The organism is Acinetobacter lwoffii (assembly GCF_024129685.1).
Taxonomy (GTDB): Bacteria; Pseudomonadota; Gammaproteobacteria; order Pseudomonadales; family Moraxellaceae; genus Acinetobacter; species Acinetobacter lwoffii_X.
Window position 1 is genome coordinate 45,498 of the sequence record NZ_JAMXXL010000020.1, and the last position, 22,609, is coordinate 68,106.

Below are 22,609 nucleotides of genomic sequence, written 5' to 3' on the forward strand. Positions count from 1 at the left end.
TAACTCCTTAAAAATCTTAAGATCATTTTTGACATGTTTTATACATTCTTTTTAAGCAAAACAAAAGGCTTATATTTCCTTATAAATAAGGATCTTTGCGCCAGTTGCTCGGGCTGCGACCACTCCAGCGTTTAAATGCCCTGCTAAAATTGGCGACATCACTATAGCCCAGTTCATCGGCAATCTGTTCCAGAGTGAAATCTGTCCGGGATAATAACGAGGTGGCATGCCGGTAACGCACTTCATCGACCAGGGTAGAAAAGGAGGTGCCTTCGGCGGCGAGTTGACGTTTTAAGGTGCGGTCAGACATGTGCAAGCGATCCGCCACACTTTCAATACTGAGATAGTGTTGCTCAGCATGGGTCAATATATCCCGGACACGCATGGCAATCCGATGCCGTTCACCCAAGGCAGAAAGTTCCGTTTCACACTGGTTAATCGCAATCTGGCTGGCAATCGGATCGGCATGCACCAGCTTGTTCATCAGGTAGCTTTTATCAAAGCTCAGAATTAAATGCGGTTGTTCAAAACGGAACTGATGGGTTGGGAACTTCGCCATAAAGCGTTCAAAATCTTCCGGCTTTTTGAAATCGAAGTCGATTTCTCCTGTCGCATCAGTAACGCCTGTAATCGCTTTGGCCATACTGATCAGACCGATCATCAAGGCAATGGAAATTTCGGTGCGCAGAGGTTCAAGCTGAATATCGGTTTGCAACTGTACCGTGGCTTTGGCACCAAAAGTCGAGAAAAATAGTTGCAGGAAGGGTAAACGGAGTTGAATAAATCGGTTCGCCAGTACCAGCGCATCGGTAATATTATTCGCCGTCATAATGGCATAGCCAATAAAGCCATGAATCGAGATCCGCATCTGTGTGCCAAGATGATAACCTAAGGTCGGCTCTCCGGTCAGTTTCAGGGCATATTTGACCAGTTCATTGGCGACAGGAGTTGGAATACGAAAATCAGGATCTGCCAACTGTTCACTAGTCAGGCCAAAAGGTTGGAAAAGCGACTCATTATTATAACCCCAGCGGGAAATGACATCGAGAAGCAGGAGACCGTAAACACCTGGAATTCCTTGGTCTTGGCGTGGAGCAATTGTTTTCATGCGCGATCCGTTGCACTCATTCAAATTTTTTTATTTATAAATAGATATTGGCATGAAGCCGCCAAATTTTTCATTAAAATTGTTGGACAAAATTTTGGCGATTGTGACTCTGCCACTGGCAGATTAGCCTGAATTCAGCATTAAAATCAATTTAAACCACATAATTTTATTGATGAAATTAAAATTATTTTATTGAACCGGTCACATCTCTGCATTGGCTGGCTCAGGGCAAGAAGATTGTCTAAGCATTGAATAGGGCTTCATCAGAGTGCTTTCAGAACTGGAGAGTTATGTCATTTCATTAAAATACCAGATAGATGGCAACTTGCTGTTCATCTGTAGAGAAAATTTTAAAAAGAAAGGTCTGGGCAAAGTTTTCTTTTGTCCCAGACCGGTTCAGTATTGAAGACAATCAAATCGTCAACGGTTTAATCGTCTTGCTGATTTTGTATTAATCAAGATTTTTCGATGCTTTGACCTGTTGCTGAATCAACATGCCGCCCGTTTGACGCTGCCAAAGCTGGGCATAGATGCCATTCAATGCTACCAGTTCATCATGCGTGCCTTGTTCGGCAATTCGACCCTGATCCAGCACAATCAGACGATCCATCTGGGCAATGGTAGACAGGCGATGAGCAATGGCAATCACGGTTTTACCCTGCATCAAGTCGTCCAGACTGTTTTGAATTGCTGCTTCGACTTCAGAATCCAGCGCACTGGTCGCTTCATCCAGAATCAGAATCGGCGCATCTTTCAGGAATACACGTGCAATTGCAATTCGCTGACGCTGTCCGCCGGAAAGTTTCACGCCACGTTCACCGACATAGGCTTCATAGCCTTTTTTGCCACGCAAATCCGTCAGATTAGGAATAAATTCTTCTGCTTTGGCTTTACGCACAGCTTCAAACATTTCTTTATCAGTCGCATCTGGACGACCATATTTAATGTTTTCCGCGACAGTGCGATGTAGCAGTGAAGTATCTTGAGTCACTAATGCAATATTCTTGCGCAAACTGTCCTGAGTCACATCGTCAATATCCTGACCATCGATTAAGATACGACCCTGATTGATATGATAAAAGTGCAGCAACAGTTGAATCAGGGTAGATTTTCCGGCACCTGAACGGCCGACAATACCAATTTTTTCACCTGGACGAATGGTCAGATTAAACTGATCAATCACGTTTTTATCATTATAGGCAAAGCTGACATTTTCAAATTTGATTTCACCGTGATTGAGCTTTAGCTCTTTGGCACCCGGTTTATCTTCAATGGCAATTTTGCGGCCTAAAGTTTTCATACCATCCTGAATAGTACCGACATTTTCAAACAGGGCAGAGGTCTGCCACATCATAAATTCGGCAATACTATTCAGTTTCAGTACCATTGCCGTAGTTGCGGCAATAATGCCCAGCTCAGCCTGACCTTCCATCCACAGCCAGATCGCGGTACCCAGTACGCCACCGTACAACACCACACTTAGCAGTAAAATACTGATTTCGTATTGGGCACCCAGACGCATCTGTTTATATACCGTTACCATAAATTCCTGCATCGAAGTCTTGGCATACTGGCTTTCGCGGCCGGCATGAGCAAACAGCTTCACGGTCTGAATATTGGTATAGGCATCCGTAATACGCCCGGTCATGACGGCACGGGCATCCGCTTGAGCATTGGAAATTTTGCTCAAACGTGGAATGAAATAACACGCTGCACAGATAAACAAGGCTAGCCAGACCATCAATGGAATGATCAGCAAGGGTGAAATCGCACCCAAAACAATATTGATGGTGATGAAATAAATCAGCACATAAGCCAGCATGTCACCCAGAATCACCCAGAATTCGCGTACTGCCAGAGCGGTTTGCATAACTTTGGCCGATAATCGTCCGGCAAAATCATTGTGGAAAAAATCCAGGCTTTGTTTCATGAGCAGATTATGAAAGCGCCAGCGTAAACGCATCGGGAAATTGCTATACAAAATCTGATGCTTAATTAGGGATTGGGCGCTAGCGAAAAAAATATTGGCCAGAAGAACAATACTCAGTAAGGTTAAATTGCTAGCATGCTGTTCCAGAAAAGTATCGGGCTGGCTTTTACTGAGCCAGTTCACCAGCTCACCAATTTTTGAATACAGAAAAGCTTCGAAGCTGGCAGCACCGGCAGTACACAGTACCAGAATCAGCAAATAACGGCGGACTCCATAGGCTGCCTGCCAGACAAATGGAAAAAACTTGGTCGGTAAAGGTTGATTCAGATTTTTGGTGGGATAGGGGTCAACCAGTCTTTCAAGCCATCGAAACATTATCGTACTCTTATCATGCATTTTGCTTTTCGGGAATTATAAAGGATTCTGTTTTTTTAAGCCCGTAATTGGGTGAAATTGCCACAAAATGATTCACTCAATTAAAACTTAGATTATAAAAATTAAACTAAAGCCAGATTTATGCCAGTCAGGATCTAAACAGATGAGGAAATAAAAAAGCCTGAAATGCAGCAGCATCTCAGGCTTGAGATTGGATGACTTGTGTTTAAGTAATAATAGAAGACGGTTGAGTAAATGCTTCCTTTAAATCAAGACCTGAAGGCGCTTGATACACTTTTAAACCAAATTCCGGAATAATCGCCAGCAGATGATCCATGATATCAGACTGGATATTTTCATACTCCACCCAGGCGGTGGTATTGGTAAAGGCATAAATCTCTAGCGGTAAACCCTCACTGGTTGGCTGCAATTGGCGCACCATCAGGGAATGATTTTTACTAATGCCCGAATGCTGTTGCAGATAAAACTCTACATAAGCACGAAAGGTTCCTAAATTGGTAAGACGGCGCTGGTTATATTGCGAATGATGGCTCAGTTGCAGGTTAAATTGTTCCAGTTCCTCTGATTTGGTATTCAGGTATTGATCCAGCAAAATAAAATTTTTCAGCTTATTCTGTTCTTCAGCCGACATAAAATGTACGCTGCTTTGATCAATATGAATCGAGCGCTTGATCCGGCGCGCACCGGCTTCCTGCATACCACGCCAGTTTTTAAAGGTATCCGTCACCAGTTTATTGGTCGGAATCGTGGTCACTGTTTTATCAAAGTTCTGTACCGTAATGGTATGTAATGACATATCAATGACATCGCCATCCGCGTTCAGCGAGGGCATTTCGATCCAGTCGCCAATACGCACCATGTCATAGGATGAAATCTGAACCGACGCCACCAGCGACAAAATGGTATTTTGAAAGACCAGCATCAACACCGCGGCCATGGCACCGAAGCCAGCCAGCAAGGTAAAGACATCCTTTTTCAGGAAAGTGCCGAGAATCATCAGGCCACAGACAATAAAAATAATCAGCTTGACCAGCTGCAAATAACCTTTAATCGGTTTGTTACGTGACTTGGGATTACGCTGATAGACCAGGTTAAAAATATTCAGTAATTCACCCAGGGCCAGAGCAATCGTCAGGAAGATAAAAGCCTGTGCACCCATTTGCACAAAGGATTCAATCTTGTCAGATAAATGCGGTACTGTGGTAATGCCGTTCATGATCACGACTGCCGGAACAATATTGGCAATCCGGCGAATCACGCTATGCTCAGCAAAAATCTGATTATTGGCAAAAGGCATTCTGGAAATCAGTTGACGTATTCCGCGTACCACAATCTGTTTGGCAAATAGATTGGCAAGAATCGCCAGTAAAATCACAATACTCAGTGAAGATAGCATTTCCAGCCATGGGTACTGATTTGCCCATTCTTGAATATTCCGAATAAAATTAAACTGTTCCAAACGATCTTTCTCTTCAATCAAAAATTTAGATCAAGTTTATAGTTTTGGATCAGATTTTTTAATATTGGATAACTTTTTAAAACATATTTGTTAATGTGAATTATTAAGGCTCTAGACTAGCAGAATAGATATGTTAGTCTAGAATCATGATAGAAAACAGCAAATTAAGTAACTATAAGATTAAAAAAATTATTCAGTGCTTTTGCATTGATATTCCTGCTTCTAAAACAGCCTTATTGCTTAACTTGAACCGTAATACCATCAACTATTGGTACATGCTTTTTAGAGAACCAATCTACGATCATCAAACAGATTTAAGAGCAAAGTTTGTAGGTTCTATTGAAATTGATGAGAGCTATTTTGGAGCAAAAAGACAACGTGGTTTTCATGGGAAGTTGAAGCGAGGTCGAGGTACTTTAAAACAACCTGTATTTGGAATATTTGAAAGGAATGGTCGAGTTTATACAGAAATAGTCCCTGATTGTAAAAAGACTACATTACAACAAGTTATCTTAGGTAAAGTTGCACTTGAAAGTGTAATTTATAGTGATGGTTGGCGTGGATACAATGGTTTGGTAGATGTTGGTTACTCAAAGCATTTTAGAGTAAATCATGGAGCGAATGAATTTGCCAGAGGACAATGTCATATAAATGGAATAGAGTCATTCTGGAGCTTTTGTAAAAGAAGGCTAGCAAAGTTCAACGGTATATCAAAAGAGTATTTTGATTATCATCTTAAAGAAACAGAATGGCGCTGGATGAGGGAGCCTAATGAGCTAGCAACAGAGTTGTGGGACCTCATTAGGTAAAACTAAGTGCAAATCTGCTAGTCTAGAGCCTTACTAAATAACAGCACATACAAATAAAAAACCGGCGAATTCGCCGGTTTCTGATTTTCGATATTTCAGTAATGATATCGCGAGGCTTACCACATCAAATCATCAGGAATAACATAAGCTGCATATGGATCTTCTTCATCGGTGGTTTCTTCATTTTTCTCTGAATTATTCACAATGATAAAGCCCTGCATTTTCGCATTGATACGATCTGCCAGCGCTTTTGGCAAGAAAGCATAGCTGTCATTTTCACGTGCAATCACCAGACTGCCTGCCACCAACGCATTATAGATTTGCTGGTTTAAATAAACTTTTTTGATTTTGCTGTCATCAATGAACTGATACACCGCATCGCCGTCAGTATCACGGATTTTGTGCTGATTAATCATTTGCATGATTGCGGCTTTGAGTTCTTTTTCCTGCAAAGCTGCTTTTTTCTCTTGCTCAATCGCCTGATCTTTAGCCATTTTTTGCTGTTTGTCTTGTTCAATCTTGGCCTTGATTTCAGCCTCGGTACCGTCACCGGTGCGTTTTTCATGCACAGCCTGTTTAGACAGTTTTTTGGCTTTTTTATTATCGACCAATCCTGCCTTTAACAATTGTGCCTGCAATGCATTTTTAACCATGAGAATGTCCAGATATTAGTCGTGTTGATGTCGATAACGTAAATAAATCACCCAATACGTGAGACTGAGAACCAGACTCAGCACTGCCGGGATCAGGAATGCATTTAATTTTAAATAAGGATATAGCCAGCTGGCAAGAATGCCACCGCTTAAAAAACCGAACAAAATAAGCAGATGCAGAACTACGCGTCGTGATTCTACCTCTAAACCGCGCAAACGGTAGCCCATCGCCAAGCCGAGGTCGGTCAGTACGCCAGATAAATGCGTAGTGCGAATGATGGCACCTTTATAATGACTGACCATGGCATTTTGCACACCCATGGCAACACAGGCCCATAACAAGGCATAACGCGGGAAATAGGGCAATAATAACCAGCAGATCAAAATAAAAATAGCCACCAGGCTTAAAGGGTAACCATAAAGCTGCCCCAAGCGAAAGTGACTATTTCCAAGAATCAGCCCGCTATAGGATGAACCAATGACATAGCAGAGTGTGACCAGAAAGAGATACAACATCTGTTCTGGTTGCCAGTTCAGCAGGGCCATGGCCAGCATGCTGACATTACCGGTCATATGTGAAACAGACTGGTGCAGTACCGTCACCAGCCCCAGGACGTTAATCATGCCGGCATTGACCGCAAGAAAAAACGCCCCTAATTGTACCCAGGTAGGTAAACGCTGTAATGGCATAACAACATCATTGGCTAAACATATTGATTAATCAATATAAAATCAATTTGATGCGCGGTCTACTGCTGCAGTAAATAAAACATCGGTCGATGAGTTTAGCGCGGTTTCAGTAGAATCCTGCAATACGCTGATCACCATACCAATGGCAACGACTTGCATGGCGATATCCGAAGAGATCCCGAACAGGCCGCATGCAACTGGGATCAGTAACAATGAACCGCCTGCAACACCAGAAGCGCCACATGCCGAGACGGTTGCCACCACAGAAAGAATGAGCATGGTGGTAAAGTCGACACTAATCCCCAAAGTATTCACAGTCGCCAATGACAAGACGGTAATGGTCACAGAAGCACCGGCCATGTTGATCGCAGCGCCTAAAGGAATTGCGATACTTGAAGTCGATTCTTTAACACCCAGACGTTTTGCCAGATCCAGATTGACCGGAATGTTGGCTGCTGAACTACGGGTAAAGAAGGCGGTAATGCCACTTTCACGTAAGCAGGTGAACACCAGTGGATAAGGATTTTTGCGAGTAACGGCAGCAACAAGCAACGGATTGATGACCAGTGCAACAAACACCATTGTGCCTAACAATACAGTCAACAAATGTACATAGCTCGTCAGCGTGTCCAGACCAGATTCAGCAAAAGTCACCGCAACCAGACCAAAAATACCCACAGGTGCAAAGCTGATCACTAAACGAATCACATAGTTCACTGCAAAGGCTGCATCATTCAAAAGCGTCTTGGTGCTATCCGATGCATGACGGAAGGCAATACCCAAGGCCACTGCCCAAGCCAGAATACCAATAAAGTTTGCTTCAGCAATCGCAACGACCGGATTGGTAACAAAACTGAGCAGTAAATTCTTCAGGATTTCTACCAGACTGCCAGGTGGCTGTAATTCAGCTTGTGCAGCGATATCCAGAAACAGCGTACTTGGAAATAAGATGCTCGACACCACAGCGCTCAGTGCAGCAAGGAACATACCCACTGCATACATGATCATAATCGGTTTGATGGGGGTGTTGGATTGACCCACCTTAAAATTCGCGATAGAAGCTAACACTAAAATGAAAACCAGAATCGGTGCAACAGACTTCAAGGCTTTAATAAACAGGTCGCCCAATAGGCTTAATGAGGGAGTAGCTTCGGGAAATACCACAGCCACACCCACACCTAAAATAATGGCGATGATGATTCGAGAGACTAAGCTCATGCGCATAAGGGCAGAAAACATAAGGTTGCCTTGTGAAAATTACGAGGGCTAAATTTGGGAAAAAGTTGCGCTATTTTATACTTAATTTAAACAAGGCTTAAAATATATTTTTATATAAAAACCAAGATATTGATATTATTGATTTATTCTAAAATTAATTGCTTTAAAACATTGCTTATATTGAAGAAAAACTTCTTAAAATGATGAATAAATCACCACTTTTAAAATTGTATTCATGAAATAAATATCAAAGTTAAATAGATAAATTCAAATTATATTTGAAAATTTAAGAAGTTAGAACTTATGACCGGTTGGAATTTCCGGCCATAAGTTCAAGTATCTGCTGTCTTAAATTGTATAATCTTTATGCTGCTCAAAGATCTCTGGCGCCAGGTCCTGAATCGCCTGAAAATGGGTCAGATAAATGCGCCCGCTCAAATGCGTCATCAATTTAGAAGCTTGCAGCTTGTCTATGACCGGACCTTTGACTTCGGCAAAATGCAGACGAATATCCAGTTTGGCCAGTTCCGCATTTAAATCTTCCAGCATTTCCAGGGCACTCAGATCAATCGCACTGATGCTGGAACAGTTGATAATCACATGTTGTAGCTGGTCATTCAGGCTGATCTCATTGATCAGATAACCTTTGAAGCTATTGGCATTCAGAAACGTCAGATTCTCATCAATCCGTAGTGACAGCACCCGGTCGGAGGTACTGACCTGATGCCGCTGAATATTACGAAAATGCTGGGTTCCTTCGACCAGACCGACAACTGCAATATGCGGACGGCTGATTCGCCATAACATCAGCACAAAGGTCGAGACGATTCCAATAATCAAACCGGTGGAAATATCAATCAGGACCACGCCCAGAAAAGTAATCCACATGGCAAGGCCATCTGCCTTGGAATAGCGCCAGGCATCAAAAAATGGCTGGAGATTAACCAGCTTCCAGATGGAAACAATAATCGTCGCGGCCAGAATGGTCAGCGGCAGATCTTCAAAAAATCCGGTAAAGAACAGACTCACGAAAATAATCAGAATCGAGGATAAAACACCGGCCATAGGTGATTTGGCACCGGCATCGGCGTTTACTACAGTCCGTGACAGGCTGCCCGTGACAGGAAAAGCTGAACTCACGCCTGCACTGATATTGGCCAGACCGAGTGCGATCAGCTCCTGATTACTGTTTAAATGACTGCGTTGCTGTAAGGCTGTCGCTTGAGCAATCGACAAGGATTCCACAAAGCTGATCATGGCGATCATGCTGGCACCCGGTAACAAGGTCATGACCAGTTCCCAGTTCCAGTGAGGAAAGGACAAGGGCGGGAAACCGGATGGGATTGCACCGACCGTTTTAATGCCCTGAAGCTTTAAATCCAGAAATACAATTGCTGCAATGCCGAGACACACCAGAATCAGGGGCACCGCACGGACTAAAAAATCTGTAGAGCCGATCCGGCTTTGTACAGCCTGAGATTTTAATAACTGGGGCAGATAGATCAGTAGACCGATAGAGAGCAGGCCGAAAATCAGGCTCGGCACGTGCAGTAGCGGGAAATATTGCAGCAGACTGCTGGCGAACTCCGGAATGTTATTGGCTTTTAAGGGAAGATCGACCAAAAACTTTAACTGTCCAAAAGCAATCAATAAGGCAGAGGCAATAATAAAGCTTTGGATCACCGGATGACTAATCAACTGGATCATAAAACCAAAACGAAATAATCCCAAAAGCAGGGAAATAATGCCGACCATCAGTGCCAATAGGGTCGCAGCTTCGATATAGACCGGTGAGCCGACTTCAAAAAGTGGATTGAGCGTAGCAAAAGTCATCATGGAAATGATGGCCACGGGGCCAATCGATAAAGTCGAACTCCCACCGAGCAGGGCATAAATGATCATCGGCAGGATGCTGGCATATAAGCCCATGATCGGCGGCAATCCTGCCAGCATGGCATAGGCCATCCCTTGAGGCACCAGCATCGCCACCACAATCAGGGCAGCCAGCACATCAGACTTAAATTTGACCGGCGTGTAGTGGCTTAACCATGCCCAGGCAGGCAGTCTATGCAGAAGTTTAGACTTGGAATTTTGCATAAAAAGGTCTAAATCACAAATATAGATATATTATGCACAAATTCTGCTAAGAAGTCTTAGCTGATCTAGATTCTTGATGAATCATGTTTAAAATGAAACATCTGGGTCAGTCGCAGATCATTTAAAAAAACTCTATGATCGTGATCTTAGTGGTGTAGAACGACCTCAATAAGAGTTTAAAGAAACTTATCTTGATGACTGAAAAAAGAAAGATTCTTTATTTAGCTGGATTGCCACAATACAATTGATAAAGGGTATTTAAGACCACAATCAAATTTTGATCTTTAATTGAATAATAAATCTGTTTGCCGTCGCGTCGGGTATCTACTACATCGCTTTTACGCAGCATCATGAGCTGCTGGGAAAGTGTCGGCTGTTTAATCTCAGTTATTTCCTCAATTTCTGAAACATTCAGTTCCGCTTGAGACAGATGACATAAAATGAGAAGACGGTCGGTATTGGCCAGAGATTTTAAAATGCCAACGACCTGTTCTGCTGAATCGCGCATAGTCGTGATTTCAAAATCGGTTTTCATTCAATATGTCCATTATAAAGTTACAGCCCGTTAATTATACGGGTCTTAGCCCGTAATACCTTGCTAAAAACAGTTAAGTTTTATGGTTTTTAATGAATTGAATTATCAATTAAAATTATATTTTAAATATTGATAGATAAGATAAATTTATTACATAGTGCAGAAAGTATTTTAGTTCACATTCGTGCAATCAAGTGCAAGTTTCATCAAACATCTACAAAGCAAAAAAATGCTTGTATGATGTTTATGTGACTTGAACCAATAACATCAGGGATATCATCATGAGTACAGATTCAGCTTTTCCAACACCGAGTAATTTAGGTATAGCGGTTTATAGTAATAATGCAGACGCGATTGGAAATACACCGCTTGTTCGTATTAATCGTGTGATTTCCGCTCCGGCCACGGTACTTGCGAAAATTGAAAGCCGTAATCCGGCATTCTCAGTCAAGTGTCGTATTGGTGCCGCGTTGATTAATGATGCTGAAAAATCTGGCAAACTCAAACCCGGTATGCATATTGTCGAGCCAACCAGCGGCAATACCGGGATTGCATTGGCTTTTGTTGCCGCGGCCAAAGGTTATGACATTACTTTGACCATGCCTTCAAGCATGAGTATTGAACGCCGTAAGGTGGTGAAAGCATTGGGTGCCAATCTGGTTTTGACTGATCCGGCCAAAGGTATGAAGGGCGCGATTGAAGAGGCAGAACGTTTGCTGAATGAGAACCCTGAACAATATTTCCTGCCACAACAGTTTGAAAATCCGGCCAACCCTAAAATTCATGAAGAAACCACGGGCCCAGAAATCTGGGAAGCGACTGCGGGCAATGTCGATATTCTGGTCGCAGGTGTCGGAACGGGTGGAACCATTACCGGTATTTCACGCTACTTTGAAAAAGTGAAAAACAAGCCTTTATATTCTGTGGCGGTGGAACCTGCTGAGTCTGCAATTATTGGTCAGGCCAAACGCGGTGAAGACATTACACCTGGACCACATAAAATTCAGGGGATCGGTGCCAACTTCATTCCAGGCAATTTGGACCTAGACCTCGTTGATGAAGTGATTGCCATTCATAGTGCAGATGCAGTCGAGTGGGCACGTAAAACAGCAGCTCAGGAAGGTATCCTGGTCGGTATTTCAAGTGGCGCGGCTATGGCAGCAGCGGCACAATTGGCGGCTCGCCCTGAAAATGCCGGTAAAAATATTGTGGTGATTTTGCCAGATGGTGGTGAACGTTACCTGTCTTCGATCCTGTTTGAAGATATTTCTGCTGAATAACATTGATGCATTTTATATTTTAAACACTGTTAGACAAGCCCGAAGTCATCTTCGGGCTTTTTATTGGGTAGTTTTAAATCGCAGCAGGACGCTGCATTATTTTTAAAATAGTCAGATGAAGGACTTGACCTTACCATGATGGGAATGTTTAAGCTATAACATCAACAGTGAGTTGAGGCATGGAGATGGGCATGGTAGAACAAGACAGCAACCGCTTATATGAGCAGCAGGTGCAGATTGGCGGTATGACCTGTGCCTCCTGTGTCGCTCGGGTGGAAAAAGCCTTGAAAAAAATTGAAGGTGTGGTCGAGGCATCTGTCAACCTGTCGACTGAAAAAGCTTTTATTAAAAGCCAGCAGCCGATTGCTGCCGCTGCGCTGGTTCAAGCAATTGAAAAATCCGGTTTCGATGTACCGACGCAACAGTTTGATTTGAACATTGAAGGGATGACCTGTGCATCCTGTGTGGCTCGCGTAGAAAAAGCCCTAAAAAAAGTGGAAGGCGTGTTGGATGCACAAGTGAATCTGGCCACTGAAAAGGCGCATGTGAGTGCGATCAATTCTGTGCCATTGTCCAAGCTGACTCAAGCCGTGCAAAAAGCCGGTTTTGATATTCAGAGCGATCGCATTGAACTGGCTATTGAAGGCATGACTTGCGCTTCATGTGTGGCACGTGTGGAAAAAGCTTTATTGAAAGTAGAAGGTGTCAGCGAAGCACAGGTCAATCTGGCCACCGAAACGGCCTGGGTGAAAGCCTTACATTCCCAGATTCCGGCCTTGATTGCTGCTGTGGAGAAAGCCGGTTATCAGGCTACAGTAAAATCCGGTACGGATATGTCGGCAGATAGTCATGGTGCTTTTCAGGAAAAGAAAGCCAATGAAACGGCACAACTGAAACGAGATTTATGGCTTGCAGTCATTCTGACAGCGCCTGTATTTATTCTGGAAATGGGCTCGCATCTGATTCCGGCATTTCATCATTTTATTGCCCATACGCTGGGAACCCAGAACAGCTGGTATCTGCAGTTTGTACTGACCACTTTGGTGCTGATTATTCCGGGACGGCGTTTTTATCAGCATGGTATTCCAGCTTTATTACGTCTGGCACCAGATATGAATTCTCTGGTCGCAGTCGGAACCATTGCAGCTTACGGATTTTCCTGTATTGCGACCTTTTTTCCACAGCTGTTACCGCAGTCCACCGTGCATGTGTACTTTGAAGCGGCCGCCGTTATTGTCGCGCTGATTTTACTGGGGCGTTATCTGGAAGCTAAAGCCAAAGGTAAAACCTCGGAAGCGATTCAGTATCTGGTCGGTTTGCAGCCGAAAACAGCCCGAGTGCAACAAAATAATCACTGGGTTGATCTGGCAATTGCCGATGTACAACAAGGCATGCTGATTGAAATCCGCCCGGGTGAAAAAGTCGCCGTCGATGGTGAAGTGGTTGCCGGGCAAAGTTATATCGATGAAGCGATGATTAGCGGTGAGCCTTTACCTGTGGCCAAACAGGCTGGTGATCAGGTTGTCGGCGGTACGGTAAACCAGAACGGAACATTGCAAATCAAGGCTACTGCGGTCGGCCAGGATTCGGTACTGGCGCAGATTATTCAGATGGTGGAACAGGCACAAGGTTCAAAATTACCGATTCAGGCCGTGGTTGATAAAGTGACTTTATGGTTTGTGCCGGCTGTTATGGCGCTAGCGGCCTTGACCTTTATGGTCTGGTTCCTGTTTGGGCCTGAGCCGAATCTGACCTACGCCTTGGTAAATGCAGTCGCCGTACTGATTATTGCCTGTCCATGTGCGATGGGACTGGCGACTCCTACCTCAATTATGGTCGGAACTGGACGTGCAGCAGAACTGGGCGTGCTATTCCGTAAGGGTGAAGCTTTACAGTTGCTGCAACAAACCAAAGTCGTCGCGCTGGATAAAACCGGAACCTTAACTGAGGGAAAACCGCTGCTGACCGACTTTGAAGTCACTGCAGATTTTAATCAGCAGACCGTATTACAGCTCGTCGCTTCAGTGGAGGCCAAGTCAGAACATCCGATTGCCCACGCCATTGTTCAGGCTGCTCGTGAGCAAGAACTGCAACTGAGTAAAGTGACCGATTTTGATTCGATCACTGGTGCAGGGGTAAAAGCACAGGTTGCTGGTCAGCAGCTGCATATCGGTGCAGAACGTCTGATGCAGGACTTGGGCTTAAATGTCGATCTGTTTAGAGCTACTGCACAAAAGCTCGGTGATCAGGGCCGCAGTCCTTTATATGTAGCGATTAATCAAAAGCTGGCTGCGATTATTGCTGTCGCTGACCCGATTAAACCGACTACTTATAGCGCGATTCAGGCCTTGCATGACCAAGGCCTTAAAGTAGCGATGATTACGGGTGATAATCAGCATACTGCGCAGGCGATTGCCAAACAGCTGAAAATCGATCAGGTGATTGCGGAAGTCTTGCCGCATGAAAAAGTCGATGCCGTACGACAACTCCAGCAGCAATACGGCGTGCTCACTTTTGTCGGGGATGGAATCAATGATGCGCCGGCACTGGCACAGGCCGATGTCGGTATGGCGATTGGTACCGGCACTGATGTCGCGATTGAAGCAGCCGATGTGGTGTTGATGTCAGGCAATTTACAGCATGTGGCGACAGGCATCGGCTTGAGTCAGGCGACCATGCGCAATATCAAACAGAACCTGTTTTGGGCCTTTGTTTACAATATTGCGTTAATTCCGATTGCCGCAGGTGTACTGTATCCGTTTTGGGGCATTCTGTTATCACCAATGTTTGCCGCAGGCGCGATGGCACTATCCTCTGTGTTTGTGGTTAGTAATGCCTTGAGATTAAAAGCTTATCAACCGGTGCAGTTTAAGGAGTCAGTATGATGAATATTGGTCAGGCCGCAAAACGGTCCGGCATCTCTGCAAAAATGATCCGATATTATGAAGAAATCGGCTTGTTGCCGGCTCCGAAACGCAGTGATACAGGTTATCGGGTTTATAGTGACGCGGACATTAGAACCTTAAGTTTTATCCAGCATGCACGTGAACTGGGCTTTTCTTCAGAGCAGATGAAAGAATTACTCGGCCTGTGGCTGAACAGCTCACGCCAAAGTAGTGAGGTCAAACAGTTGGCACAAAAACATATCCAGTTTTTACAACAGAAAATTGCCGATATGCAGCATATGCTATTAATTTTACAGCAATCGGTTGAGCAGTGTGCCGGCAATGAACAGTCCGATTGCCAGATTTTAAAACAGATTGAACAGGGTATCATTCCTGAGCAGCACTGACCTGATCTTCAATTAAATTTAGGTTAAATATAGTCTGCTGAATCCTATAAACTTTAAACCGATCCTATGGAGCTAAACATGAAATTCCGTATTGAAAATATGACTTGTGGTGGCTGCGCGCGCAGTGTCACGGCTACGATTAAAGATCTGGATGAAAATGCCACTGTGAATATTGATGTGGCGACTAAGCTAGTTGAAGTTGAATCGACAGTCAGTGAGTCTGAGATTGTGGCAGCTTTAACCGAAGATGGTTTCCCGCCTGTGGCAGCCTGATCGTTGTCGTGTTAGATCACTCTTAATGATCATATGAAATCATACAGCCAAATAAAAAATGCCTGATTGAATCAGGCATTTTTTATTCTAGTGATCATACCGATGAGATTTTATCTGGCGTCATCAGCGCCTGATTAATATACAGCTTAATCAAACGTTCGCGTGATCCAATCGCTTTTTGGTAATTGGTCGAATTTAATAACAGCGAAGCGCCATAGGTGACTGTCCAGATATAAGATAAATAATCGCGAATCGACATGGCACTTTCTAAAGCCACCAGATAATCATGGGTGATGTCTTTAATCCGGATAATTCGTTCTTCACGAATACGATAAAGCTCCTGAAATAACTCTTTCAGATTTTTTTCGTTATTGGTTAAACGCTCTTCAATGACATGCAACAGGATGGTTCGGTTTGAATTGAGCATGTGATAGAGCATATATTGTGAAACATAATTTTTAATATCGTTATTATGCTTTTTTGATATTTCTAGAATTCTTTTTTCATTCAGAATAATCAGTTCTAAATATAACTGGTTCTTGCTTTTAAAATGTTTGTAGATGGTTCCTTTTGCGATGTCCAGTTCACTGGCCAGCTCACTCAGGGTAATGTCCTGATTATTATCCAGTAGCAGGCTTTCCGCCATGCTCAGGATCTTCTCTTTACGAAGAAGGAAGTTCTGCTGTCTTACAGTCGTCATCTTCTTGGTCCATACTTTTCGAAAAAGAACCTTTCAAGAATATGCAATTTTGCACGCGATGGCTATAAAACTAAGGTCGTGATATTTATCTCATTTTGTATATTTATGCAGCAACTGCTGACAAATAAAAATAGCGATGCTGAGCAGACAGAAATATTGTCAAGAAAACTGAACCCTAGAGATCAACTTTGCTAAATAAAATTCCATTTTCAGTATAATTATTTTATTGTTTCAGCGCACGAAGCTAGATTCTTTGACTGTTTTAAGCCCATATTCATCAGGGTTTAGTACGGAAAGTAGATCAATATTAAGCTGGCATATTCAGTCACTCATACTGAACATGAAGACGTGATTTTCAATGCAACTTTATGAATCTAGATATAGATTTAACACTGCAGGAATTGGATATCACGATTTTAAAATGGCCTGTCTGGATTCTAATGAAAATTAGAAAATATTTGGCAACAGGATTGAGTATCACCCTTTAAGGAATTTAAAAATGCCGATTTATAATGCGCCGCTAAAAGACATGGAATTTATTTTAAATGACGTATTCCATGCGGAACAATTTTGGCAAGGTAATGAAAATTTTGCACATTTAGATATGGCGACGGCAAATGCAATTCTGGAAGAGATGGCCAAATTTTCCAAGAATGTTATTCTTGACCTGAATCGTCCTGCTGATGAAGAAGGTGGTGCTCAGTTTAAAAACGGTGAGGTGACTACGCCGGCTGGTTTCAAGGAAGCCTTTAAACAGTTTGCAGAAGGTGGCTGGGTAGGCTTGGGTGCTCCTGAAGAATGGGGTGGGCAAAACATGCCGAAAATGCTCACGGTTCTGGCGGATGAAATGATCTGGAGCACCAATCCATCTTTCATGCTTTATCCGCTACTCACTGTGGGTGCAGGTATGGCGATCAATGACCGCGCCTCACAGGAACAGAAAGAAACTTATTTACCAAAATTCTATACGGGTGAATGGTCAGGCACCATGTGTCTGACTGAACCACATTCCGGCACAGATCTTGGCATTATCAAGACCAAAGCTGAACCAAATGAAGATGGTTCGTACAATATTACCGGCACCAAAATTTTTATTACCAGCGGTGAGCATGATCTGAGTGAAAACATCATTCATCTGGTACTGGCGAAAACACCGTATGCACCAGCAGGTTCACGTGGTATTTCATTATTTATTGTGCCGAAATTCCTGGTCAATGCAGATGGATCACTGGGTGAGCGTAATGCAGTATCTGCCGGTTCAATCGAACATAAAATGGGAATTAAAGGCTCGGCGACCTGCGTCATGAACTTTGACGGCGCCAAGGGCTATATGGTTGGCAATGAAAATGAAGGTCTGGCCGGCATGTTCGTGATGATGAACTACGAACGTTTGTCTATGGGAATTCAGGGCATTGGTGCAGCAGAATTTGCCTACCAGAATGCGGCACAATATGCGACGGACCGTTTACAGGGCCGTGCATCAACTGGTGCAAAATCTCCAGAAAAACCAGCCGATTCAATTCTAGTCCATGGCGATGTACGCCGTATGCTGCTCAATGTACGTGCTAACAATGAAGCTTCACGTGCTTTTGCGGTGTATGTCGGTCAACAGCTGGATATCACCAAATACTCAACCGACCCTGAAGCGGTGCGTAAAGCGACTGACCGTGTGGCGCTGTTAACGCCAATCGCCAAAGCTTATTTGACCGACAAGGCACTGGATTCTGCACTGGAAGCGCAAATGTGCTTCGGTGGTCATGGCTATATCCGTGAATGGGGCATGGAACAGTGTATTCGTGACCTGCGTATTTCACAGATTTATGAAGGCACCAATGGCGTGCAGGCGATTGACCTGATTGGGCGTAAAACCACCAAATGTAATGGGACTTATATCGCGGAATATATTGCTGAAATCCGTGAATTTGCCCAAAATTTAGATGATTCATTGACGATTAAAACGGCGACATTAGAAGCCTGCCAACAACTTGAAGATATCACCAAATTCATCGTCGAGCAGTCTAAGCTGAACCCTGATTTTGCCAACGCGATTGCTGTCGATTATTTACATGCGGTTGGTCTGCTCAGTTTTGTCTATATGTATGCGCGGATTAGCAAAGCCGCTGCAGCCAAAGACGACAGCTACTTCCAGAACAAACTGGTACTGGCCAACTATTATGTGGCCAAAATACTTCCGGATTTGAGTGCACGAATCCAACGTATTCAAGCCGGTGCGGAACTGGTGATGCAGTTGCCTGAAGACTATTTTACCGCACAGGCTTAACCCGCAATGATTGCGAAGGACCAGCCCTACAGCGCTTTGGCTATGTAGGGTTGATAACAATGATGAAAAAGGATGAAACTAAAATGATCGTAATTGTAGATGCAGTACGTACCGCGATGGGCGGCTTTCAAGGTTCATTGTCAAGCTGTACCGCGCCAGATTTGGGTGCTGTGGTGATCAAGGAAGCAGTGGCACGTGCAGGATTGGCGGCCAATGATATTGATGAAGTGATCATGGGCTGCGTACTACCAGCCGGTTTAAAACAGGGTCCGGCACGTCAGGCCATGCGTCAGGCAGGTCTACCGGATTCAACTGGTGCGACCACCATCAATAAAATTTGTGGTTCTGGCATGAAAGCCGTGATGCAGGCAGCAGATGCGATCAAGGCCGGTTCAGCAGAGATTGTAGTTGCAGGCGGGATGGAATCCATGTCGAATGCGCCATATTTAATGGACAAGGCACGTGCCGGTTTCCGTATGGGGCATGGAAAAGTCATTGATCACATGTTCCAGGAAGGTCTGGAAGATGCGGAAACCGGTCTGTCGATGGGAATTCTTGCTCAGGAAATGGCGGATAAAAAGGGCTATACCCGTGAGCAGCAGGATGACTATGCAATTGGCTCATTAAATAAAGCGGTCACGGCCGTTCAGCAAGGCTTCTTTAAAGATGAAATCGTGCCAGTCAATGTCAGTAGCCGTAAAGGCGATGTGGTAGTAGAGCAGGATGAACAGCCTTTAAATGCCAAGGTTGACAAAATTCCAACCTTGCGTCCAGCGTTCAAAAAAGACGGCACCATTACTGCGGCAAATGCCAGCTCCATTTCTGATGGTGCTTCGGCACTGGTGATTACCTCGAGTGAAATTGCCGCGCAGCGCAACTTAAAGCCGCTGGCTAATATTGTGGCCTATGCCAGCCATTCGCAGCATCCATCAGAATTTACCATTGCGCCAGTTGGTGCGATTGAAAAAGTCCTGAAAAAAACGGGTTGGGATGCTCAGGATGTCGATCTTTGGGAAATCAATGAAGCTTTTGCCATGGTGACCATGTTGGCCATTGATGGCTTTAAACTTGATCCAGCGAAAGTGAACATTAATGGCGGTGCTTGTGCACTTGGTCATCCACTGGGTTCTTCTGGTTCCCGTATCATTGTGACCCTGATTCATGCTTTAAAACGTACTGGCGGCAAGAAAGGCATTGCATCTTTATGTATCGGTGGTGGGGAAGCGACTGCGATTGCTGTGGAACTGGTTTAAGCCCATCCTAAATCGTATATTTAGGTAGCAAACTCAATACTGATTCATTCAAAAGTTGCTGCTCTTGGTTCGCCAGGAGCAGGGATTCTTTAAATCATATTAATTTTTAAAATACACAATAAAATCAATATTTTCAGACTTTGCTGATCCGATTCCATCTATATTTTTACTATAAAAATTACTTTTTAAATTATTTAAAAACTTTTTCTAGCACATGCCGGTGAATAAATCGTAACTTGTCTTTTACTGCTTCGCTCAGCTTGAACGGGTAGGCATCTTCCAGGCCCATACAACGGTTTAAGGCATTCAGATTAAAGGTCAAGGTGACCCAATTTTCTAGAATGTGTTCAAAATCCTGTCCACCAATCGGGCATTCTTTAAAATCCATACTGGCCAGATAGCTGCCATTTCCTTCGACACGCATACCACCATAGTAGGCAGTTTCCAGTGTTTCCATCATATGCAGATAATGTGCCCAGGTTTCTGCCCAGTCTTCCCAGGGATGGGCGGTGGCATAAGCACTGATATACTTTTCCTGCCAGTTGATTGGTGCGCCTTCGTTATAATGGCGTTCAAGTGCCTTGCTGTAGTCTTGCCGCTCATCGCCAAAATACTGACGGAATTCATCTAGCAATTCCGGATGCATATGTTGCATGAGCGCAAAATAATAATGGCCGCTTTCATGGCGAAAATGACCTAATAAAGTCCGGTAGTTTTCACCCATATTTACACGTGTAGTTTCCCGATAAACTACATCGGCTTCAATTGCATTTAGGGTAATGACCCCATTGGCATGACCAATTAAAACAGGCTTATCTTCTTGGGGCAGGAGAAAATCAAAACGCAGACCAAATGGATCATCTTCAGACTTTTTAGGGCGTGGCATCATGTTCATGCGCTGGGCCAAATACAGGAATCGACGTTTGGCTTCTTCCAGTCGAAACCAGTAAATCAGGTTTTCGGAATTTTCCAAATCAGGAATGACATGGGTCAACTGACAGGATTCACAAAATTCCTCATCTTCATCGCTGGGAATCATCCAGTTGCATACCTGATAATTTACATAATTGTGACAGGGTTTATAACTGACATGCTGGTAGTTTTTGGCGATTGGAACCCATCGCTCAGCACTCTGTTTTTCGAATGCGCATAGCTCTTTTTCCGAAGCGATATAACCGATCGGTGACAGACAGTGATCACAAACTGATTTGTAAAAAAACAGCTGTTGCTTGCAGACGGCACATTCAAAATGTTTCATTAAACTCCCTGTAGGGAAGCGAACGACCTAAAATGTTTATCGATGATGAACACGAAAAAAGGTTCAGAATGCCTACCTAAATTTCTTCCTGATAAAGAAACATCATAAAAATTTCATTGAAAATTCTATATGGATGAATTGTAAATATAGGCTGCTTGATATTAAATGAAACATTAATTGAATCTTTGTTTTAATAAAAAAGTATAGTTAAACAAGCTTTTAAATAAATAAATTTTTAAATAGAGTGAGTTGCCATCTTAAAAACACGGACAAGGCGTATTGAAGGATATTACCAAATATTCCGACCGGTTTTTAAATTTGGGGGAAGTCCATTCAAGAACAGCTAACTTTTAAGAATAAAAAATTTTTAATGTGAGCAAGCTAATAAAGAGGAATTAAAAAAAACATGAAAATTAGAAAAGCCAATCTTCAGGATACTCGTGCCATTGTCGATGTGATTGCACCCTTTGTCGATGCCGTGATCAGTTCGGAAGAAGGTCGCCAGCGCTTTCAGCCTGAGATGATCCAGACCATTTTCGAGCGTCCGGACATTCATTATTTTGTGACAGAAATTGACCATCAGGTGATAGGCGTCGTGGCTTATATGGAACCTGCACACTTCATGCATTTTTTCCTGAACCAAGTCTATCAGGGGCAGGGTTATGGCCGCCGGCAAATGTGGCACTTTTTAGAAAGCGAGATCCGCCGTCAAGGCCATTCAATTATTACGGTAAAATCCAGTCTTTATGCCTTGGATATTTACAAGCGCTTTGGTTTTGTGGAAACAGGACAATATACGGAAGAACATGGAATCCGTTTTATCCCGATGCGAAAGGATTATCGGGATTTTTAAGAGAAAAATAAAATTGTTTTTTCCGCTGGAATCTTTCCAAATTAAGGCAAACTTTCTGCTATCGGCCTGCATCCTATTTTTAATTAGTCAGTCCTTTTGTTAAGGCATAGAATTAATTCACTTTTGTAGTAATAGCGATCAGTAGATGGCATTCAGCTGGATTTTTTTTACTTTAATGGCTGCATTTATGCAGGCTTGGCGTAATGCCTTTCAAAAACAGCTTAGCACCACGGTTGATGTGTGGGGAGTCACCCTGGCACGCTTTATTTTTGGATTGCCATTTGCTGCGCTGTACCTGAGTAGCCTGTATTATTTCAAGCCAGTTGAAAGTGTGGTGCATTTCACCCCGAAATACTGGTTCTACATCCTGATTGCCGGCATCAGCCAGATTCTGGCAACTGCCCTGATGGTGCAGCTGTTTAAACAGAAAAATTAGATCTCTTGCGAAAGTAAAAAATTGTTTATACTAGCCCCATGAAATATGAAAATTTAACTCGATTTAATGATGGGGAATTTAAACGACT

Annotated in this window: 18 protein-coding genes and 1 pseudogene; 9 read left to right on the forward strand and 10 right to left on the reverse strand. The window is 43.4% G+C overall.

The features are described 5' to 3' along the window. Positions 1-79 precede the first annotated feature (79 nt). The 3 genes from NI464_RS10560 to NI464_RS10570 form a co-directional block, all read right to left on the reverse strand. Complete coding sequence (locus tag NI464_RS10560; RefSeq protein WP_005246182.1) at positions 80-1,108, reverse strand: AraC family transcriptional regulator; 1,029 nt, start codon at positions 1,106-1,108, stop codon at positions 80-82. Between the two features lie 451 nt (positions 1,109-1,559). Continuing rightward, positions 1,560-3,413 carry an ABC transporter ATP-binding protein gene (locus NI464_RS10565; protein WP_253138339.1) on the reverse strand — a complete coding sequence of 618 codons (1,854 nt, stop codon included), beginning with the start codon at positions 3,411-3,413 and terminating at the stop codon, positions 1,560-1,562. Positions 3,414-3,639: 226 nt separating this feature from the next. Further along, a complete protein-coding gene (locus NI464_RS10570) occupies positions 3,640-4,914 on the reverse strand; it encodes a mechanosensitive ion channel family protein (protein ID WP_253138341.1) in 1,275 nt (424 codons plus the stop codon). Positions 4,915-5,039: 125 nt separating this feature from the next. Between NI464_RS10570 and NI464_RS10575 the strand changes: the two genes are divergently transcribed. After that, a complete protein-coding gene (locus NI464_RS10575; RefSeq protein WP_253138343.1) occupies positions 5,040-5,702 on the forward strand; it encodes an IS1595 family transposase in 663 nt (220 codons plus the stop codon). Positions 5,703-5,818: 116 nt separating this feature from the next. Here the strand turns inward: NI464_RS10575 and NI464_RS10580 are convergent, their stop codons facing one another. From NI464_RS10580 to NI464_RS10600, 5 genes are all read right to left on the reverse strand, one after another. Continuing rightward, positions 5,819-6,355 (reverse strand): DUF2058 domain-containing protein, encoded by a 537-nt coding sequence (locus NI464_RS10580; protein ID WP_004731139.1) that lies wholly within the window; start codon positions 6,353-6,355, stop codon positions 5,819-5,821. A gap of 15 nt (positions 6,356-6,370) precedes the next feature. Next, positions 6,371-7,045: a YoaK family protein gene (locus tag NI464_RS10585; RefSeq protein WP_174894375.1), complete on the reverse strand. Its 675-nt coding sequence runs from the start codon at positions 7,043-7,045 to the stop codon at positions 6,371-6,373. A gap of 42 nt (positions 7,046-7,087) precedes the next feature. Beyond that, positions 7,088-8,284 carry a serine/threonine transporter SstT gene (gene sstT, locus NI464_RS10590; RefSeq protein ID WP_253138345.1) on the reverse strand — a complete coding sequence of 399 codons (1,197 nt, stop codon included), beginning with the start codon at positions 8,282-8,284 and terminating at the stop codon, positions 7,088-7,090. Between the two features lie 327 nt (positions 8,285-8,611). Next, the gene (locus NI464_RS10595) at positions 8,612-10,360 is read right to left on the reverse strand and encodes a SulP family inorganic anion transporter (protein WP_216986062.1); all 1,749 of its coding nucleotides are present in this window, start codon (positions 10,358-10,360) and stop codon (positions 8,612-8,614) included. Positions 10,361-10,577: 217 nt separating this feature from the next. Continuing rightward, positions 10,578-10,895: an ArsR/SmtB family transcription factor gene (locus NI464_RS10600; protein ID WP_004280410.1), complete on the reverse strand. Its 318-nt coding sequence runs from the start codon at positions 10,893-10,895 to the stop codon at positions 10,578-10,580. A gap of 281 nt (positions 10,896-11,176) precedes the next feature. On the opposite strand from NI464_RS10600, the gene cysK reads away from it, so the two are divergent. From cysK to NI464_RS10620, 4 genes are all read left to right on the forward strand, one after another. Then, a complete protein-coding gene (cysK, locus tag NI464_RS10605) occupies positions 11,177-12,175 on the forward strand; it encodes a cysteine synthase A (protein ID WP_253138347.1) in 999 nt (332 codons plus the stop codon). Between the two features lie 185 nt (positions 12,176-12,360). Further along, the gene (locus tag NI464_RS10610; protein WP_005266310.1) at positions 12,361-15,060 is read left to right on the forward strand and encodes a heavy metal translocating P-type ATPase; all 2,700 of its coding nucleotides are present in this window, start codon (positions 12,361-12,363) and stop codon (positions 15,058-15,060) included. Then, entirely contained in the window at positions 15,057-15,467 is a 411-nt protein-coding gene (gene cueR / locus NI464_RS10615) for a Cu(I)-responsive transcriptional regulator (RefSeq protein WP_171260757.1), read from the forward strand. Before NI464_RS10610 ends, cueR begins: the two co-directional genes overlap by 4 nt. Before the next feature lie 78 nt (positions 15,468-15,545). Further along, the gene (locus NI464_RS10620) at positions 15,546-15,740 is read left to right on the forward strand and encodes a heavy-metal-associated domain-containing protein (RefSeq protein ID WP_005100179.1); all 195 of its coding nucleotides are present in this window, start codon (positions 15,546-15,548) and stop codon (positions 15,738-15,740) included. A gap of 94 nt (positions 15,741-15,834) precedes the next feature. Here NI464_RS10620 and NI464_RS10625 read toward each other — a convergent pair whose 3' ends face one another. Then, on the reverse strand, positions 15,835-16,440 hold the full coding sequence (locus NI464_RS10625) for a TetR/AcrR family transcriptional regulator (RefSeq protein WP_004280405.1): 606 nt from the start codon (positions 16,438-16,440) through the stop codon (positions 15,835-15,837). Positions 16,441-16,939: 499 nt separating this feature from the next. Here NI464_RS10625 and NI464_RS10630 point away from each other — a divergent pair, with 499 nt between their 5' ends. Next, entirely contained in the window at positions 16,940-18,721 is a 1,782-nt protein-coding gene (locus NI464_RS10630) for an acyl-CoA dehydrogenase C-terminal domain-containing protein (RefSeq protein WP_168386890.1), read from the forward strand. 83 nt (positions 18,722-18,804) lie between these two features. Further along, positions 18,805-19,974: a thiolase family protein gene (locus NI464_RS10635; RefSeq protein ID WP_148334759.1), complete on the forward strand. Its 1,170-nt coding sequence runs from the start codon at positions 18,805-18,807 to the stop codon at positions 19,972-19,974. Positions 19,975-20,164: 190 nt separating this feature from the next. Here the strand turns inward: NI464_RS10635 and NI464_RS10640 are convergent, their stop codons facing one another. Further along, a complete protein-coding gene (locus NI464_RS10640; RefSeq protein WP_148334758.1) occupies positions 20,165-21,232 on the reverse strand; it encodes a zinc-binding metallopeptidase family protein in 1,068 nt (355 codons plus the stop codon). A 406-nt stretch (positions 21,233-21,638) separates the two neighbouring features. Here NI464_RS10640 and NI464_RS10645 point away from each other — a divergent pair, with 406 nt between their 5' ends. Both NI464_RS10645 and NI464_RS10650 read left to right on the forward strand, forming a co-directional pair. Beyond that, a complete protein-coding gene (locus NI464_RS10645; RefSeq protein ID WP_148334757.1) occupies positions 21,639-22,085 on the forward strand; it encodes a GNAT family N-acetyltransferase in 447 nt (148 codons plus the stop codon). A gap of 145 nt (positions 22,086-22,230) precedes the next feature. Then, positions 22,231-22,518: pseudogene (locus tag NI464_RS10650) on the forward strand (multidrug transporter); the annotation flags it as partial. Positions 22,519-22,609: the final 91 nt, after the last annotated feature.